Annotated in this window: 18 protein-coding genes; 4 read left to right on the forward strand and 14 right to left on the reverse strand. The window is 71.8% G+C overall.

Annotated elements, in window-relative coordinates; genetic code table 11:
- Window positions 1–33: 33 nt before the first annotated feature.
- The 3 genes from AC07OY_RS08805 to AC07OY_RS08815 form a co-directional block, all read right to left on the reverse strand.
- Window positions 34–411, reverse strand: coding sequence for a response regulator (locus tag AC07OY_RS08805; RefSeq protein WP_495042180.1), 378 nt, complete (start codon window positions 409–411; stop codon window positions 34–36).
- 206 nt (window positions 412–617) lie between these two features.
- Window positions 618–1355 (reverse strand): Hpt domain-containing protein, encoded by a 738-nt coding sequence (locus tag AC07OY_RS08810; protein ID WP_495042181.1) that lies wholly within the window; start codon window positions 1353–1355, stop codon window positions 618–620.
- A 93-nt stretch (window positions 1356–1448) separates the two neighbouring features.
- Entirely contained in the window at window positions 1449–2063 is a 615-nt protein-coding gene (locus AC07OY_RS08815; RefSeq protein ID WP_495042182.1) for a helix-turn-helix domain-containing protein, read from the reverse strand.
- 98 nt (window positions 2064–2161) lie between these two features.
- On the opposite strand from AC07OY_RS08815, the gene AC07OY_RS08820 reads away from it, so the two are divergent.
- The 4 genes from AC07OY_RS08820 (at window position 2162) to AC07OY_RS08835 (ending at window position 6846) form a co-directional block, all read left to right on the forward strand.
- Window positions 2162–2803 carry an HD-GYP domain-containing protein gene (locus tag AC07OY_RS08820; protein WP_495042183.1) on the forward strand — a complete coding sequence of 214 codons (642 nt, stop codon included), beginning with the start codon at window positions 2162–2164 and terminating at the stop codon, window positions 2801–2803.
- The gene (locus AC07OY_RS08825; RefSeq protein WP_495042184.1) at window positions 2800–3588 is read left to right on the forward strand and encodes an ABC transporter substrate-binding protein; all 789 of its coding nucleotides are present in this window, start codon (window positions 2800–2802) and stop codon (window positions 3586–3588) included. The genes AC07OY_RS08820 and AC07OY_RS08825 overlap by 4 nt, the downstream gene beginning before the upstream one ends.
- Window positions 3588–6092 carry an ATP-binding protein gene (locus AC07OY_RS08830; protein WP_495042185.1) on the forward strand — a complete coding sequence of 835 codons (2505 nt, stop codon included), beginning with the start codon at window positions 3588–3590 and terminating at the stop codon, window positions 6090–6092. The genes AC07OY_RS08825 and AC07OY_RS08830 overlap by 1 nt, the downstream gene beginning before the upstream one ends.
- Before the next feature lie 106 nt (window positions 6093–6198).
- Complete coding sequence (locus tag AC07OY_RS08835; RefSeq protein WP_495042186.1) at window positions 6199–6846, forward strand: discoidin domain-containing protein; 648 nt, start codon at window positions 6199–6201, stop codon at window positions 6844–6846.
- Between the two features lie 8 nt (window positions 6847–6854).
- Here the strand turns inward: AC07OY_RS08835 and AC07OY_RS08840 are convergent, their stop codons facing one another.
- From AC07OY_RS08840 to AC07OY_RS08890, 11 genes are all read right to left on the reverse strand, one after another.
- Window positions 6855–7388 (reverse strand): DUF805 domain-containing protein, encoded by a 534-nt coding sequence (locus AC07OY_RS08840; protein ID WP_495042187.1) that lies wholly within the window; start codon window positions 7386–7388, stop codon window positions 6855–6857.
- Between the two features lie 36 nt (window positions 7389–7424).
- Window positions 7425–7880 (reverse strand): hypothetical protein, encoded by a 456-nt coding sequence (locus AC07OY_RS08845; protein ID WP_495042188.1) that lies wholly within the window; start codon window positions 7878–7880, stop codon window positions 7425–7427.
- Between the two features lie 22 nt (window positions 7881–7902).
- The gene (locus AC07OY_RS08850) at window positions 7903–9273 is read right to left on the reverse strand and encodes a DUF58 domain-containing protein (RefSeq protein WP_495042189.1); all 1371 of its coding nucleotides are present in this window, start codon (window positions 9271–9273) and stop codon (window positions 7903–7905) included.
- The gene (locus AC07OY_RS08855) at window positions 9273–10253 is read right to left on the reverse strand and encodes an AAA family ATPase (protein ID WP_495042190.1); all 981 of its coding nucleotides are present in this window, start codon (window positions 10251–10253) and stop codon (window positions 9273–9275) included. Before AC07OY_RS08855 ends, AC07OY_RS08850 begins: the two co-directional genes overlap by 1 nt.
- On the reverse strand, window positions 10250–11524 hold the full coding sequence (locus AC07OY_RS08860; RefSeq protein WP_495042191.1) for a DUF4350 domain-containing protein: 1275 nt from the start codon (window positions 11522–11524) through the stop codon (window positions 10250–10252). Before AC07OY_RS08860 ends, AC07OY_RS08855 begins: the two co-directional genes overlap by 4 nt.
- The gene (locus AC07OY_RS08865; protein ID WP_495042192.1) at window positions 11521–12264 is read right to left on the reverse strand and encodes a DUF4129 domain-containing protein; all 744 of its coding nucleotides are present in this window, start codon (window positions 12262–12264) and stop codon (window positions 11521–11523) included. Before AC07OY_RS08865 ends, AC07OY_RS08860 begins: the two co-directional genes overlap by 4 nt.
- Window positions 12251–12997, reverse strand: coding sequence for a hypothetical protein (locus tag AC07OY_RS08870; RefSeq protein WP_495042193.1), 747 nt, complete (start codon window positions 12995–12997; stop codon window positions 12251–12253). Before AC07OY_RS08870 ends, AC07OY_RS08865 begins: the two co-directional genes overlap by 14 nt.
- The gene (locus tag AC07OY_RS08875) at window positions 12987–13955 is read right to left on the reverse strand and encodes a stage II sporulation protein M (protein WP_495042194.1); all 969 of its coding nucleotides are present in this window, start codon (window positions 13953–13955) and stop codon (window positions 12987–12989) included. The genes AC07OY_RS08870 and AC07OY_RS08875 overlap by 11 nt, the downstream gene beginning before the upstream one ends.
- Entirely contained in the window at window positions 13952–14680 is a 729-nt protein-coding gene (locus AC07OY_RS08880; protein WP_495043517.1) for an RDD family protein, read from the reverse strand. Before AC07OY_RS08880 ends, AC07OY_RS08875 begins: the two co-directional genes overlap by 4 nt.
- Window positions 14677–15195, reverse strand: a complete 519-nt coding sequence (locus tag AC07OY_RS08885; protein WP_495042195.1) for an RDD family protein — start codon at window positions 15193–15195, stop codon at window positions 14677–14679. The genes AC07OY_RS08880 and AC07OY_RS08885 overlap by 4 nt, the downstream gene beginning before the upstream one ends.
- Window positions 15196–15280: 85 nt before the next feature.
- On the reverse strand, window positions 15281–16480 hold the full coding sequence (locus tag AC07OY_RS08890) for a hypothetical protein (protein ID WP_495042196.1): 1200 nt from the start codon (window positions 16478–16480) through the stop codon (window positions 15281–15283).
- Between the last annotated feature and the right edge of the window lies 1 nt (window position 16481).

A 16481-nucleotide genomic window follows, 5' to 3' on the forward strand; every position in this document is an offset into this window, starting at 1 on the left:
AAGAAATGTGTCAGCGCGACGCTGTTTCCAGCTTCAGCGTTTCCCCAGCCAGCCTTCCAGGCTGCGCAGCGTGGCGGCCACGTCCAGCGGCTTGCTCCAGTAGCCGTCGAAACCATGGCGGCGCGCCAGCTGGGCCGCGACAAACTCGGACTCGGCCGTTACCAGCAGGGCCGGCACGCCCTCGGGCAGGCCGGCCGCGCGCAACTGGGCGAGCAGTTCGTCACCGCCGATGTCGGGCAGGCGCAGATCGCACAGCAGCAGGTCGACATGGCCCTCGGTGACGAGGCTGCGGGCCTCGGCGCCGCTGCGGGCCACCAGCAGGCGGCACCCGGGCCGCAGCTCGAGGATGCCCTGCATCAGCATGGCGTTGACAGGATCGTCCTCGACGTAGAGCACCTGGCTTGTCGTCATGCCCACCCCCTCAGCAGCAGCCGGCAGGCCGCAAGGATCCGGGTCGGGCGAAGCGGCGTCGGTCGGGGATAGGCATAGAAACATGGCGTGAGATTTTGCGCCGATTATCAAATCTATTAATACAGACGATCAATGCACCCGCCCCTGAACGGGTGGGGTGGCAGCGGATTTGCCAAATATTGCGCCGCGGCGGCCGCGCGCCTGGTTTAGGCGCGGCGGCGCAGTTGGGCCAGGCCGCGGGACAGGCGCAGCCAGCCTTCCGGCAGGGGTTGGCCCGGGGCGGCGTCGGCGGCCGCCGTCTCCAGCGCGCGGGCCTGGGCGGCCAGCGCGGGCTGGCCCAGCAGCTCCAGCACGGCCTTCAGGCCATGGGCGACGCGGCGCAGCGCGGGCGCATCGCCGCTGGCCATGGCGGCATTGCCTTGCGCGAGGTCATCGGCAAAGCGCTCGAGACAGCCGGCGCGAAAGCTCTCGAACAGGGCGCGGTCGCCGCCGAAATGCTGGCGCACGGGATCGTCATCGGGAACCTGCGCCAAGGTGGCGGGTGCCGGGCTCGCACGACCGCGCAGCAGCTCGCTGACAGTGTCGAGCAGCTCGGCCAGCGGCACGGGCTTGCGCAGCGTGCGCGCGACGCCGCGGGCGGCCAGGGCCTCGTGATGCTCAGCATGCACGCCGGCGCTGAAGACCACCCAGGGCGGCGCGCCCGCGGCCTGGGCCAGGCCCTCGGCCAGCAGGGCTTCGGCCGAGCCGTCCGGCAGCATCAAGTCGCTGATGACGAGCTGCCAGCCGCCGGCCCGCAGCGCGTCGCGGGCATCGGCCAGGCGGCGCACGATGCTGAGCTCGACGGCCGGCGCGGCGGCGTCGTGGCCAGGCAGCTCCTCGAGGGCCAGCTCGACGAAGCGGGCGATCGAGGCGTCATCCTCGATCAGCAGCAGGCGCGCGATCACTGGGGCACCCTTCGGCCTGCGGCCTGTCCCGCCAAGCGGGAGCGAGCTTGCTTGGGACGGCCCGGCGCTGCGCTCATTCGCCGGAGGTCGCGCTCAGGCTGGCTGGGCCGCGACGGCCTCGGCCAGCAGCGGCGGCAGCTCGGTGACCAGGGCCGTCTTGTGCACCAGGGGCACGCCGTCCAGCGCGAAGGCATAGGGCGCGCGCTGGGCCTCGTCCAGGGCCGTCACGACGATGAGGCGGCTGCGCGCGAACTGCGGGTGCGAGCGCAGGCTGGTGATCAGGGCCGCGCCATCGATGCCGGGCAGCAGGATGTCGATAAGCAGCACATCGGGCTCGAGGCGCCCGGCCATGGCCAGGCCGGCGATGCCGTCGGAGGCGACATGCAGCTCGGCCTCGGGCAGCTCGCGCTTGACGACCAGGCTGATGAGGTTCTGGAAGTGCACCGAGTCCTCGATGAGCAGCAGCGTCACCGGCCGCTCGCCGGCCGGGGTGCCCGGCGTCGGCAGCGTTGTCGCCGCGGGGCCGGCGCGGGTCGCGAGCCAGGCCTCCAGCGAGCTGCGCAGGATGCGGCGATGCCCGCCGGGCGTCTTCCAGGCCTGCAGCTCGCCGCGGTCCACCATCAGCTGAACGGAGCGCACGGCCATGCCGAGGCGCTGCGCGGCTTCGGTGGTCGAGCAGGTATCGGGCACGGTTGTGGTGCGGTTCACGCGCGATATTTTGCCGAATTCGCCCGCCGCTGCCGAGTTGGCTTATTTGATAAAACTGATCGCAACGGAAAATAGGCCATCCGCCACGGAGCTCCGCCATGCCATCCACCGCCGCCGCCCTCGCATCGCCCGTCCCGCCGCCGGCCCTGCCGTCCCTGGACCTGGCCGGATGGCCCGAGGCCGACCGCAGCGCCCACCGCGTGCGCCTCGGGCATCTGGCCGAAGCCCTGGCCCTGCATCTGGGGCAGAACGCCGACAGCGCCCACGAACTGCGCCTGGCCGCGCCCCTGCATGACATCGGCGAGCTCGACACCAGCGACACCAGCCTGGAGCCGCCCTGGCCCCTGAGCCTGGACGAGGAGCGCGGCCGCCGGCACGAGCAGCCCCGCCGCGGAGCCGCCCTGTTGAGCGGCTCCAGCCTGCCGCTGTTCGCGCTGGCCGCGGAGATCGCCCTGCACCACCGCGAGCGCTGGGATGGCAGCGGCTATCCCGAAGGCCTCAGCGGCACAAGCATCCCGCTGTCTGGGCGTATCGTTGCCGTCGTGGACTATTTCGACGCGCTGACCATGCCCCGCAGCTACCGCCCAGCCCGCGCCGACGACCGCGCGCTGGCCATGCTGGCCGAGCAGGCCGGCACGGCCTTCGATCCGGCCATCGTCGCCGCCTTCCTGGCCCATGCCAACGAGCTGATCGCGCTGCGCGACCGTGTCAACGCGACGCGGCTGGGGGCCGACGCATGAGGGCGCTGTCCAGCGCCCTGCTCGGCCTGCTGGCCGCCACCGCGGCCTGCGCCGCCCCCGGCACCGCCTCCCAGCGCGTGCAGGACAGCGGCGAGCTGCGCGTCTGCATCTGGCCCGACTACTACGGCGTCTCGCTGCGCAATCCGCGCACCGGCCAGCTGGCGGGCATCGACATCGACCTGTCCGCCGCCCTCGCCGCCGACCTCAAGGCCAAGGCCGTCTACGTGGACTCCTCCTTCGCGACCCTCATCGACGACCTGCAGCGCGACCGCTGCGACATCGCCATGTTCGCCGTCGGCATGACGCCGCAGCGCGCCCAGTCGCTGCGCTTCAGCCGCCCCTACCTGGAAAGCGACATCTATGCCGTGACGACGCGGAGCAGCCGCGTCATCAAGCAGTGGCAGGACCTGGACAAGCCCGGCGTGCGCATCGCCGTGCAGGCCGGCACTTTCATGGAGCCGGTGATGGCAGGCGCCCTCAAACAGGCTAACCTCGTCGTCGTGCGGCCACCCGACACGCGCGAGCGCGAACTCGAGGCCGGCCGCGTGGACGCCTTCATGACCGACTACCCCTACAGCCGCCGCCTGCTGGACAACGCCGACTGGGCCCGCCTCGTCGCGCCGCCCGCGCCCTTCTTCGTGCTGCCCTACGCCTATGCCGTCAAGCCCGGCGACGCCGCCTGGCTGAGCACCGTCGACGAGTTCGTCTCCCGCATCCAGCGCGACGGCCGGCTTCAATCGGCCGCCAAACGCCACGGCCTCAGCGCCATCGTCCGCAACAACTGATGCCGCACCGCAGCCGCTGGCGCCCGAGCATCATCACCGCCAGCGCCGGCGTCCTGCTCGCGACCACCATGCTGGCGGCCGCGGGCTACAGCATCTGGCGCGAGAAGCGCGAACAGGCGACCGAGACCTCGGCCCGCCAGGCCCTGCTGGCCCGCGTGCTGGAAGACCACGCCAGCCGCAGCCTCGATGCCGCCCAGCTCGCCCTGGCCGGCCTCGCCGACATGGCGGAGCGAGGCGCGCCGCCCGAGGTGCTGCAGGCCCTGCTCGGCCAGACCCAGGCCAGCCTGGGCTTTCTGCGCGGCGTCGCCCTGGTTGACGAAGCGGGCCATGTACTCGCCGCCGCCGACCCCGCCGACCGTGGCGTGCAGATCGTGGCCGCCCGGCTCGGCCCCTGGCCGGCCCTGGGCCAGGACGCCCTGGGCGGCTTCGTCGCCGCGCGCAGCCTGGCCGGCCTGGCGCCCGCCAGCCCCGCAGCCGTCGTGCCGCCCGGCGTCGGCTTCATTCCGCTGCTGCGCGGCCTCAAGCTCGCCGATGGCCGGCCGGCCCTGCTGGCCGCCCTGCTCAATCCCGATGCGCTGGCCAATTTCCAGGAGCTGACGCTGAACGACACGCGGGCGGCGGCGGCCCTCGTCGACCTGGACGGCCGGCTGCTGGCCGTCACCGCCGGCGCCGATCACATGGCCGGCGCACGCCTGCCCTCGCTGCAACTGCCGACGGGCCCGCTGGCCCGGGTGCGCACCGGCAGCGAGCACGGCCGCTGGGAGGGTCCCGGCCTGCGCGACAGCGACCAGCTCGGCGCCTTCCGGGCCCTGCGCGCCCGCCCCCTGGTCGTCGTCGTCGAGTTGCCGCAGGCCGAGCTGCGCGCCCAGTGGCTGGCCACCATGCGCGACCTCGGCCTGCCCGCCATCGGCATCGCCGCCGCGCTGCTGATGCTGTCGGGCGTCGGCGCCGTGGCCCTGCACGCGCGCGAGCGCTCCCTGCTGCAGCTCGACCAGGCCCAGCGCCAGGTCGCCGAGCGCGAGCGCGAGCTCAGCGCCATCTTCGGCAGCGTGCAGGACCTGCTCTTTCGCACCGACGCCAGCGGCCATGTGACCTTCATCAACGAGGGCTATGCCCGCCTCAGCGGCCATCCCGTCGCCCAGGTGCTGGGCCGGCCGCTGCAGGACCTGTTCGGCGGCTCGGCGGCAGTGGCGGCGCTGTTCGCCGTCGGCGAGATGCACGACGCCCATCCCCATGAACTGCGCGCCGACTGGATCGCGCCCGACGGCCGGGCGCGCAGCTTCGAGATCCACCTGGTGCCGCTGCGCCGCCAGGCCGGCGTGCTCGAATGGGTGGGCAGCGCGGCCGATGTCAGCGGCCTGGTGCGCGCCCAGGCCGAATTGCGCGCCCAGTTGGGCCTGGCCCGCTCGCTGCTGTCCAGCAGCCCCCTGCCGATGTCGGTGCTGGACAGCGACAACCGCTACCTCGACGTCAACCGCGCCTGGGAGCAGTTCACCGGCCGCCGCCGCAGCGAGGTGCTCGGCCGCAAGGCCGCCAGCTATCTGCGCCCCGACGAAGCGGCCCTGCACGACCACCGCGACGCCGAGCTGCTGGCGCGCGGCGGCGAGATGAACTACGAGTCCGTCTGGCATGGCAGCGACGGCCGCCGGCGCGACCTCTACATCAGCAAGTCGACCTTCCCCGACGCCCACGGCCAGCCCATGGGCATCGTCGTCTGCTTCATGGACATCAGCGAGTTCCGCGAGGCCGAGCGCGCCACCCGCGCGGCGCGCGACGCGGCCCTGCATGCCTCGCGGGCCAAGTCCGACTTCATCGCCAACGTCAGCCACGAGCTGCGCACGCCGCTGCAGTCCATCCTCGGCTTCTCCGAGATCGGCGCGCTGCGCGCCCGCGCCGAGCCGCGCCTGGCCGAGCTGTTCGGCGACGTGCACCGTGCCGGCCAGCGCATGCTCAGCCTCGTCAACGACCTGCTCGATCTCAGCAAGATCGAGCGCGGCGCCGAGCCCATGCACCCCGAGCGCCTGGACCTGCGGCCGCTGGCCGTCGACGTCGGCCGCGAGCTCGAACCGCTGCTGGCCGCACGCCAGCTCAGCCTGGGCATGGCCCTGGGCGACGCGGACCTTGTCGTGCTCGCCGATCCACAGCGCCTGCAGCAGCTGCTGCGCAATCTGCTGGCCAATGCCATCCGCTTCTCGCCGCTGGGCGGCGCCATCGAGGTGACCGCCTGGCAGGACGACACGGCCGACGAGGTGCGCGTCGACGTCGCCGACCGCGGCCCGGGCATTCCGCCGGACGAGCTGGAAAGCATCTTCGAGGCCTTCGTGCAGTCCAGCGCCACCAAGAACGCGGCCGGCGGCACCGGCTTGGGCCTGGCCATCTGCCGGCGCATCGCCGAGGCCCACGACGGGCGCATCTGGGCCGACAACCGCAAGGAGGGCGGCGCCGTCATCTCGCTGGCCCTGCCCGCGGCGCGCTTCGGCGATACCTCGCACGCGCCACTCTGAGCACCCTACATCTTGACGATGCGATGCCACCTGTCCGGGTGGTGCCGGGCTCGACCGGCCCGCCCGCTGCGGTAGAACGGCCGGTACATCTCAACCGGGAGCCTGTATGCGCCGCTTCATCCTGCCTCTGATCCTGGCCACCACCCTGGGCGCGGCCCAGGCAGGCGTGATCCTGCAAGGGGTTTCGGCCACGGCCTCCTCCACCTTCGCGCCCTACACGCCGGATGCCGCCATCAACCAGTTCGGCCTGAACAGCGCCTACGTCAGCGGCGTCACCGACTTCGCCACCTATGTGGCCTCCGCCACGCACGCCGACATCTCCATCGCCAATGGGGCCCAGGGCTGGTTCAACGACGGCAGCGGCGCGACGGCGACTTTCACGGTGGACTTCGGCTCCAGCGTGCTGCTGCAGCGCCTGGCGCTGTGGAGCGACGTCGGCAACTTCAACAACCTGAACGCCTTCGACGTGCTGCTGTCCGATGACGTCAACTTCGGCAGCTTCGTCAACGCGGGCAGCTTTCTTGCCGCCAACGACCCGAACGACCCGACATCCGCGCAGGTGTTCGACTTCGCCGACGGCACCGCCCGCTATCTGCGCCTGGACATCAAGAGCAGCCACGGCGGCAGCTTCGTCGGCTTCGCGGAGCTGGCGGCCGAGACCAGCACCGTCAACAGGGTGCCGGAACCGGCCGCCCTGAGCCTGGCCCTGCTGGCCCTGGGCGGCTCAGCCGCCGCACGCCGCCGGCCAGGCTGACCAGGCGGTCAGCGCGGCCCGGCGCTCTGGGCCGCGCGGGCGCGGTTGGTGTAGTCCTTGTACTGCGGGATCGCGATCGCGGCGAGGATGCCGACGAAGAAGATCACCGGCAGGAGCGCACCCAGCAGGCGCACACCCCAGTTGTTGGGCGGTGGCGGCGGGCCGAAGCGGTTCTCGCCGCGGCTGCCGGGCCAGAAGATCCAGGCGAACACGATGACCGGGATGAGGAGGGTCAGCGACCACCAGCCGCTGATGTCCATGTCGTGGCAGCGCTTGATGCCGGTGATGACGCTGAACCAGAGCATGACGGCGAACAGCGCCAGCATGAACAGGTTGATCGCCATGCCACCGATGGCCAGGGTCAGCGCGGTGACCGCGATGTTGTAGAGGATGCCCGCGCCGCCGCCATAGGCCAGATAGCGCAGCCGCCCGATACGGCCCCGGTGGGAAAACAGCTTGAGCTCCGCCACCGCCGTGGTGGCCGGCGCGTCGGCCACATGGGCGCGCGGCGGGGCGTACTGGTTCATGGTCGGTTCATTCATGGAATCCTCCTTGGAAAACTTGCAAGCGGCGCGGCCTCACTTCAAACGGCGCTGCAGCCAGAGCCATGCGCAGAAGCCGAACACCAGCAGCTCCACCGCCCAGACCGGATACACCAGCCCGGGAATATGCGACCAGCCGATGCCGCCGAAGATCTGCCAGATGAACAGGCCGATATGCAGCAGCAGCGGCACAAAAACCCAGCGGGAGCGCAGGGGCAGCAGCACGCCGGTCGCCAGCACGCACAGCTCCAGCACCAGCCAGGGCATGGGGTTGTAGGCGCGGTCGATGATCATGCGGTCGGTGTAGAAGCGCCAGTTCGAGGCCAGCAGCAGCAGGCGCCACAGGCCCAGCCCTACCAGCCCCGCGGACAGCGCCCAGCGCAGCACCAGCAGCACGGGCAGACTGGCGGAGACGGCCTCGCCGGCATCGGCGGCCCGGCCATCGACCTGGGCCTGCGGCGGGGCGTAGCGGTTCACGGCGGGTTCGGTCAAGGCTTCTCCTGGACGGCTGGGCTCACAGCAGGCCGGCGCGCTTGACCTGGTGATAGCGGTTCACCAGCGAGGCGGCCAGCGCGCGGGGTTCGACGTCGACGGACAGCTTGTCGTGGTCGACGACGCGGGCAAAGGCGTCATGGCGGGCCTGGGACAGCAGGTGGGCGCTGGCCACGGCCACGGCATCGTCGGGGCCGGCGATGGGCTGGTCGGCGATGCGGCCCAGGGCCGTCTCGCGCAGGCTGGCCAGCAGCACGAGGTGGCGCTGGCGCAGCAGGCGCAGGGCCGGCTGCAGCTCGGGCGAGTCCTCGTCGCGGAAATTGGTCAGGATGATGACCAGGGAGCGGCGCCGCAGCCGCCGCGACAGCGCCTCGGCCGCGGCCAGGTAGTCGGAGTGGTGGCCGCCCGGCTGCAGGTCGTGCATCTTGTTCATCAGCGCATTCAGCGTGCCCATGCCCTTGCGCGGCGCGCAGTCGCGGCTGGCGCCTTCCTCGCAGCCGAAGGTCATCGCGCCCACCTCGTCGCCCTCGGTCAGCGCGACATAGGCCAGCAGCATCAGCGCATCCAGCGCATCGTCGAAATGGCTGTTCTCGCCGATGCCCGCGGACTGCTCGTCGGCGCGCATGCGGCGGCCGCAGTCCAGCATGAACATCACGCACTGGTCGCGCTCGTCCTGGTACTCGCGCACCACCGGCCGGCGCTGCCGCAGCGAGGCCTTGGCGTCGAGATGGCGCAGCGGGTCGCCCCGCCGGTACTCGGCGAGCTGGCGGAAATCGGTGCCCTGGCCGCGCTGCACGAAGTTCTTGATGCCGATCTGCGCGAGACGCCGGTCGCCGCTGAGCCAGGCATAGCGCGCCAGGGCCGCGAAGTTGGGATAGACGCGCAGCCGGCTCTCCTCGCCCAGCAGCTCGCGCACCTCGAACACGCCGGCGCGGCTGCGCCACAGCACCTGCGTGAGGCCGAGCGCCACGACGCCGCGCTGGCGGGCCGTGGCATGGAACTTCAGCGTGCTGCGGCTCTGCGCCGCCACGGTGAGACGGCGCGGCAGGCCTTCGAAATCGAACACCGGGTCGAGCTCGTCGAAGACCTGCAGCCGCCAGGCCAGCCGGCCGGGGTTCACGAGGGTCAGGCTGAGCTCGGTCGAGGCGCCGATAGCGAAGGCGGCCGGCAGCCGCCGCTCCACGCGCAGGCCATTGCGCGCCCACAGCCGCAGGCTGCGCCACAGGTCGAGCACGGCCAGGGCGGCTAGCAGGCCCAGCAGGCCCAGGCCCAGCGGCGCGACGGTCGCCAGCGGCGCCCCCAGGCTCAGGGCCAGGGCCGCGGCCACGCCCAGGCCGGCCAGCACGGCGATGCTGGCCCGCGTGGGCAGGACGACGCGGCGGGCGGTCTTCATCAAAGCCGGGGCGCCTCCACGCTGTCGAGGGCGGCCTGCAGGATCTCGTCGAGGTCGCGGCCTTCGATCTGGGCGTCGGGGGCCATGGTGACGCGGTGGCGCAGCACGGCCAGCGCCTGGGCGGCGACGTCGTCGGGCGTGATGAAGTCGCGCCCATTGATCAGGGCCGTCGCGCGCGCCGTACGGATCAGGGCCACGCTGCCACGCGGGCCGGCGCCTACCTCCAGGCCCGGCCAGTTGCGCGTCGCCCGCACCACGCGCACCGCGTAGTCGATGACCTTGGCATCGGCATGCACCAGGCCGCACAGGCGCTGCAGCTCCAGCACCTGCACATCGTCCAGGGCTGGCTGCACCGCCTCCAGCGGCAGCTCGTGGCCGGCGCGGCCGGTGGTGACCAGCTGCACCACCGCGGCCTCCTCGTCGTGCGTCGGATAGCCGATGCGGATCTGCAGCAGGAAGCGGTCGAGCTGGGCCTCGGGCAGCGGGTAGGTGCCCTCGGTGTCCACGGGGTTCTGCGTGGCCATGACGAGGAAGGGCCGCGGCAGGGCCAGCGTCTGCCCTTCCAGCGTGGCCTGGTACTCCTGCATCACCTCCAGCAGCGCGCTCTGCGTCTTGGCCGGGGCGCGGTTGATTTCGTCGGCCAGCAGCAGGTTGGTGAACACCGGGCCGCGGCGCACGCGCAGCCGGCCGAGGCCCGCGCCGGTGTCATCCAGCACGCTGTGGCCGATGACGTCGGCCGGCATCAGGTCGGGCGTGAACTGCACGCGGGCGTACTGCAGGCGCAGGGCCTGGGCCAGCGCGCGGGCCAGCAGCGTCTTGCCCAGGCCCGGCACGCCTTCGACCAGCACATGGCCCGAGGCCACGATGGCCACCAGCATCTGCTCCACGGCCTGCGTCTGCCCGACGACGGCCTTGCCGATTTCGCCGCGCAGGGCGTGCAGCCATTGCGTGGCGAGCTTGATTTCCTCGGGCTTGATCATGATGGCGGATGCCTTTCTTCTGAGGGTCTTGCGGGAGTCTTGTGGAGGCGGCGCCGGGCGGTCTCGAGCAGCTGCAGGTGCTGCGGCAGCTCCGCCCGGGTGCAGAAGCGCGCGGACAGGGCCGTGGAGAGCTCCACCGCCGCCAGCCCGGTCGCCGCCGCGATGGCCCGTGCGCGCTCGCCCAGCGGCAGGCGGGCGAAGCGCGGCAGCGTGCGCGTGGCCACTTCGACGAGGGCGCGCTGCTGGGCCGCCAGCAGGGCCTCGGAACCGCCGCGCTGCAGATAGGCCCCCAGGCCGCGCACCTGTTCGGAGATCGAGCGCCGCAGCCGCGGCGGCGGCGCCAGGCGGGGGCCGAAGCGCACGGCCGCGCGCCACAGGGCCGCGGCCAGCGCGAGGGCACAGGCCAGGATGGCGATCCAGCCCCGATGCCACAGCCAGGGCAGCAGGGCCTCGCGCTTCTCGTGCAGATATATCCAGGCCGTCGCGCCCGGTTCCGCCTGCACGGCCCCCGCCAGCAGCAAGGGGTTGTCGCACTGCAGCGAGCCCGTGTTGAAGAAGAGCGGAGGGCCGGCGTTCAGCACCGTGACGCTGCCCTGCCCGACCGCCACGCGCAGCGCTTGCGCGGGCGGTTGTGCGGGCTTGCCTTGCAGGGCCAGGTCCTGCTGGGCCACCAGGGTCCGGGTGGCAGGCGTGCCGTCGACGCGGGCCAGCGACCAGGTCGGCACATGGCCCGGCTTGGCACGCAGCGTCCAGCCGGGCGAGAAGGAATGGCAGGCCACCATGCTGTCGGTCTCGCCCCACAGCGGCGGCGAGGACTCCAGCGTGGCGCGCTCAGGGCCCGAGGCAGCCGACATCGCCGCTTTCACCGCCTTGGACGGCTCGGACGTCTTCACATAGACCGAAGTGATCGGCACCCAGCTCGACAGGCTGGTCTCATGCCAGTCGCCGTCATCCAGCACCACCAGATGCCCGCCGCGCAGCACCCACTGGTGCAGCTGCTCGCCCCGCTCGGGCATCAGCTCCCAGTCGCTGGACAGCAGCACCAGGCGGGCCTGCGGCGGCGGCATCGCGTCGAGGGCCTCGTGGCGTTCGACCGCCATGCCCAGGCGCTTGAGCATCTGCCCGAAGGCATAGAACGGGTTGTCGCGGGCCTCGCCCTGCGCGGGGCGGGGGCGATCCTCGTCCACCCATTCGGTATTGAGCTTGAGCCACCAGCCGCCGGCGATCAAGGCCAGCAGGGCCAGCAGCCAGACCAGACGTTCGCGCGTCATGCCGCCCCTCTCGACGCCGCGGCGGGCAGTTGCGCATCAAAGCCCTGGCACAGGGCCTCCAGGCCTTCTTCCGGCACCTGGCGCTGCGCATAGGCCACCGTCTGCCAGGCCCCGACCAGCTGCGCCAGGAAGGCCTGCGACGCTGGTGTCAGGCGCGGCGCCGCCAGCGTCAGGCATTCCCTCTCGGTACTGGCGGCGCGGATGGGCACGCCATGCGTGTGCACGAGGCGGGACAGCGCGCCCCGGTACAGCAGCGACAGCGCCGCCCGCTGCTCGCCGCGCTGCCACAGCGCCCGCGCCGCGGCACCGATGTCGTCCGGCAGGCTTTCGGGGCGGATGTCCAGCGTGCCGACATGGGTGGGCGCGATGGCGGCCAGCGTGCCGGCGGCCGAACCGCCCTTGAGCCAGTCGCGCAGGCGCAGCAGCACCCAGATCAGCAGCACCGCGCCGCCCAGCCACACCGCCACGCGCATGCCGGCGGACAGGTTGCCGAGCAGGTTCAGCCACCAGCGCGCCTCGTCCTCGTCGGGCGGCTTGCGCTTGTCGTCCTCATCCTTGAAGCGCAGGGTCTTGGACTTCTCCGTGCCGGGCAGCAGCGGGTCGGCCTCCACGGCACTGGCCGCCGCCTGCACGGCGCTGGCGCTCATGGCCACCGGCGCCTCGGCCGCGACCACCGCGGCCGGCAGCAGCAGGGCCGCCACGAGCACCAGGGTGCGGGCCAGCACTTCAGGCAAACGCACGCCGGAACTCCTGCTCGATGTCCCAGGCCTCGAGAGCGACGCGCCGGTTCAGATACATCGCGAAGCCCGCCGCCACATAGAAGGGCTCGAGGAACAGCACCACGACGAAATAGGTCAGCGCCATCACCAGGTTCAGGCCCAGCTCCCCCGCGGCGTGGGACCCCGGGTTGAAGAACCAGTCCCAGACGTCGCCGCTGCGGTTCTCGGGCGCGAACCACCACAGCAGCGCCACCAGCCCATAGCTCAGCACGGCTTCCGCATGCGCGAAGGCCACCTGCAGGGCCGTCGCCGCGCCGCGGTTGTCGTTGAGCATCAGCCGGGCGCGCTTGCGCCGCGCGCCGCCGCGCTGGCCTTCGAGCTGCTCGATGGGCTGGGTGTAGGAGCGCCACGGTGAGAAGCGCCGCCACAGCAGGGTGCGCAGCAGCTGGCCACCCAGCACCAGGCGCCGGGCGCGCCACAGGTCGGACCAGCGCGTGGCCTCGCCGAACACCGCGCGGGCCAGCACGAACACCAGGCTGCGGTCCAGCCAGGGCTTGAGCCAGAACATGATGAGCACCGGCAGCCAGCCGAAGGTGTCCACCGTGCACAGGGCCAGCGCCGCCACGGCGAGCCAGACGGGCGCGAAGCAGCGCCAGATCGACAGCGCATGGCCGCGCACCAGGGCCAGCCCGAGGTCACAGGCTTCGCTCTGGCTGCGCGGGCGCAGCACGACGGCCAGGCCTTCAACGCGCATGCGTCTTCTCCCGGCCCATCAGCAGCAGCCACATCAGCACCAGGGCCCAGCAGGCGGCGGCCACGCTGTACTTGACCGTCGGCGCAATCCAGGCAGCACCGGACCAGAAAGCCTCGAAGGCCGCCGCCACCACCAGCAGGAAGAAGGCCGCATAGACCAGCGGCACGGCCTGCAGCGCGGCCGCGCGCAGCGCCTCCAGCCGCGTCTGGCGGCCGGGCGCCAGCCAGCCCAGGCCCACGCACAGGCCGGCCGCGCCGGACAGCACGATGCCGGTCAGCTCGAAGGCCGAATGCGTGGCCACGAAGGGCCAGAAGTTGTGCCCCAGGTCCACCCGCGTCAGATGCCCGGCGATGGCGCCGATGAGCAGGCCGTTGTAGACCAGCACCAGGGCGCTGCCCACGCCGGCCAGGATGCCGGCGCCGAAGCAGCGGAAGCCGATGCCGACGTTGTTGAAGATGTAGAAGCCGAACATCTGCCAGTCGCCGCCCGCCTCGCGCAGGCGACCGACCGACTGCCTGCCATCGGCATACATCTCCTCGTAGCGGCGCAGCTGGCCGGCTTCCAGCAGGCGCAGCGCAAAGTCCGGCCCCCACAGTGCCAGCAGGAAGGCCAGCAGCAGCGGCAGCGCGAACAGGCCCAGCGCCAGCAGCACATGGCGGCCTTGCGCACGGACAGCGCGCGGCAGCTCCACGCGCAGCAGCCGGCCGAGGGAACGCAGGCCATAGTCCTGCCGGCGGTAGATGAGCTGGTGGGCGTCCTGGGCCAGCGCCTCGAGCCGCGCCACCAGATGGATGGGATAGGCGCGCGACTGCGCCAGCGCCAGGTTCTCGCAGATGCGCCGGTAGCCCGCCGCCAGCCGCGCGGCGTCCACGCCCTTGCCCTGCCGGGCCAGCGCGAGCTGCTCGGCGAAGGCATCCCAAGAAGCGGCGTACTCGGCCTCGAAACGCATCGGAGTCATGACCGCCGTCCCATCACCCATTGCGCCACACCGAGCAGCCGTTCGGCGGTGTCGCGTTTGGGTTCATCGGCCTGCACGGCGGGCAGCACGGGGGCGGCGAGCTGGGCCAGCTCCTCGAAGCGCGCCGGCGTCAGCCGCTTGGACCGGCCGGCCCACGACAGGATGGCCGCTTGCTCGCGGGCGCTCAGCGGCCGGGCGGGCGCCAGGGCCGCGGCCGCCGGCGGCGCGTCGTGCAGCACGACGGGCTCGGCATGCACGACCAGGGTGCCCGCCGCCAGGTCGCCCAGGCGCTTGCAGTCGCGGTTCAGCAGCATGGCCACGATGCCGAAGCCGTAGGCCAGCGGCAGGAAATCGGCCACGCGCAGCATGTTGCGCGTGAACGAGGCCGCCGGTGTCACGGGCAGGCCCGTGTCCATCACCACGCGCAGGCCCAGGGCGCGCTTGCCCGGCGTCGCGCCCCAGCGGCTCAGCTCGAACACGATGGGATACAGCCATTCGACGCAGAACATGCCGATCAGCATCAGGCCCGCACCCGTGCCGGCCCAGGCGCCGAAGACCATCAGGATCACCAGGTCGATGCCCAGGCGGATCAGCAGGTCGAGCAGGAAGGCCATGGTCCGGGCCACCAGGCCCGCCGGCTGCAGGGACAGGCCTATGCCTTCCGGGGTCTCGACGAGGGCCAGCGTGTCGATACGCGGGGCCGCCGCCGCGTGCGGCGCGCTCAGAGCTTGATCACCTGGGTGTCGGCGATCGAGTCATGCAGACACTTGCGCGACTCGCGGAAGATCAGCAGCGAATCGACCAGCGCATAGATCATGGAGGTGACCATGTTCATGTTGAACGCGATGCCGATGCCATAGCGCAGTCCGAGCAGCCGCCAGGCTTCGGGCTTGGAGCCGTCGGAGCGAACGATGCGCAGCTTGAACAGGATCTTGCCGATGGTCTGGCCACGGGTCAGCAGCGGCCAGCCCTGCACGACGAGGAAGGTCACGAAGCCGAGGACGAAGGACAGCGGATTCCAGTGCCACATGCCCCGCATGGCCGACTTGGCCTGGTACTCGGCCAGCGGCTGCATCACGGGGATCATGAACACGGCCCAGAGGATGCCGGCGACGATGACGCCGTCCACGATGGCGGCCATGAGGCGCGTGCCGCGCCCGGCCAGCACCATCTCGCTCGTGGCGAGGTCAGCCACATGCGCCTGCGGCGGCGCGAAACGCTGGTCTGCAGCATCCGACATTTCTAACTCCCTGACTTTTGCCGTCCATTCTCAGCGCCGCATGGTGGCATGGTCGATTGGTGTCTTTACCAGCGGGCGGATGTGCTTATTTCCATGCGGCGGGCCGCGGCTCCCAGCCTTCCGAAGAAGGCGCCTCGACCAGGGCCGCGGCGCAGGCGCCGAGCGCTATGCCCAGCGTGCCGCGGGCGGCGCCGGCACCTGCATCCTCAGCATGGGCAGCGGCACGCACGAAGGCGGCGAAGCCCTCCCATGGCCGCGACATCTGCTCGACCAGGATGCGCGCCAGCTCATAGGACAGCAGCGTGTCGTCGCCGTCGATGCGGAAGAAGGACTCGCCCGACCACAGCTGCTGGACCCGGCCCGCATCCCAATGCGCACGGTGCATGGCGTGCAGCTCATGCGGCGTGTGCAGCGATGGCTGCGGCCCGGCCACGCGGCGCTCGCTGTTGACGGCGATGCCCTCGTCCAGCCAGCGCGGCAGCCGCAGATGGGACAGGGCGCTGTGCGTCAGCTCATGCGCGATGACGGGCTCGAGGACATTCAGATGCGCTCGCGCCACGACGAAATGCGGGCAGCCGGCGTCGATGAACATGCCACCCGAGGTGGCGAACTCGCCGTCCGCGTAGTAGAGGGACACATAGCGGTAGTAGACCGCCTCGCTGTCGAGCACCAGCACGAGGCTGCGCTGGCCGGCTGGGAAGCGGGCCAGGTCGCCGAGCAGCTTGGCGATGCGTGCGCGGGCGGTGCCGACATAGTCCGCGACGCCGCGCTCCTGGCGCTCGCCCAGCGAGGACAGCACGCAGGCGTGCGCGCTCTCCAGCAGGCCCATCCGGGGGCCCAGGGCCTCGGCCAGGTGCAGCAGCCAGGCGCGGCGGCCCTGCTCGAGGGCGGCGATGTGCTGAGCCTCGCCGGCTGGCGCGGCTGCGTCGCCGCGCGCCCAGGCATCGAGGGCGGCCCAGTCCAGCAGGGGCAGGCCGTCGGCCCATTGCAGATGGTCCGCGACGGTGAAGGCCGCGCCGCCCGCCGCGTGCGTCAGCGAGACGGGCGCCGGACCGCGTTCAGCGCTGCGGTCGCGCCCCTGCTCCTCGGCGATGGCGTCGTCCACCGTCCGCCGCGACGGCGTGCTGACGAAGGCGAAGAAGGCGCCGACGAAGGGCAGCAGCCAGATCGCAGCCAGCAGCATGTTCACTGGCAGGTGCACCCGCCGCCCCATGGCGATGACGCGACGCGACGCCCACAGGTTGACGGCCAGCCACAGGCCCAGGGCGAAGATGAGTTCAGCCATC

The sequence above is a fragment of the Roseateles sp. GW821-FHT09H10 genome (assembly GCF_059415865.1).

Bases quoted from the DNA above. Each gene is read 5' to 3' on its own strand.
- AC07OY_RS08890 (WP_495042196.1), bottom strand. From the start codon at position 16,480: ATGGCTGAACTCATCTTCGCCCTGGGCCTGTGGCTGGCCGTCAACCTG.
- AC07OY_RS08870 (WP_495042193.1), bottom strand. From the start codon at position 12,997: ATGCGCGTTGAAGGCCTGGCCGTCGTGCTGCGCCCGCGCAGCCAGAGC.
- AC07OY_RS08805 (WP_495042180.1), bottom strand. From the start codon at position 411: ATGACGACAAGCCAGGTGCTCTACGTCGAGGACGATCCTGTCAACGCC.
- AC07OY_RS08855 (WP_495042190.1), bottom strand. From the start codon at position 10,253: ATGATCAAGCCCGAGGAAATCAAGCTCGCCACGCAATGGCTGCACGCC.
- AC07OY_RS08850 (WP_495042189.1), bottom strand. From the start codon at position 9,273: ATGAAGACCGCCCGCCGCGTCGTCCTGCCCACGCGGGCCAGCATCGCC.
- AC07OY_RS08830 (WP_495042185.1), top strand. From the start codon at position 3,588: ATGCCGCACCGCAGCCGCTGGCGCCCGAGCATCATCACCGCCAGCGCC.
- AC07OY_RS08875 (WP_495042194.1), bottom strand. From the start codon at position 13,955: ATGACTCCGATGCGTTTCGAGGCCGAGTACGCCGCTTCTTGGGATGCC.
- AC07OY_RS08825 (WP_495042184.1), top strand. From the start codon at position 2,800: ATGAGGGCGCTGTCCAGCGCCCTGCTCGGCCTGCTGGCCGCCACCGCG.
- AC07OY_RS08835 (WP_495042186.1), top strand. From the start codon at position 6,199: ATGCGCCGCTTCATCCTGCCTCTGATCCTGGCCACCACCCTGGGCGCG.
- AC07OY_RS08820 (WP_495042183.1), top strand. From the start codon at position 2,162: ATGCCATCCACCGCCGCCGCCCTCGCATCGCCCGTCCCGCCGCCGGCC.
- AC07OY_RS08860 (WP_495042191.1), bottom strand. From the start codon at position 11,524: ATGACGCGCGAACGTCTGGTCTGGCTGCTGGCCCTGCTGGCCTTGATC.
- AC07OY_RS08840 (WP_495042187.1), bottom strand. From the start codon at position 7,388: ATGAATGAACCGACCATGAACCAGTACGCCCCGCCGCGCGCCCATGTG.
- AC07OY_RS08885 (WP_495042195.1), bottom strand. From the start codon at position 15,195: ATGTCGGATGCTGCAGACCAGCGTTTCGCGCCGCCGCAGGCGCATGTG.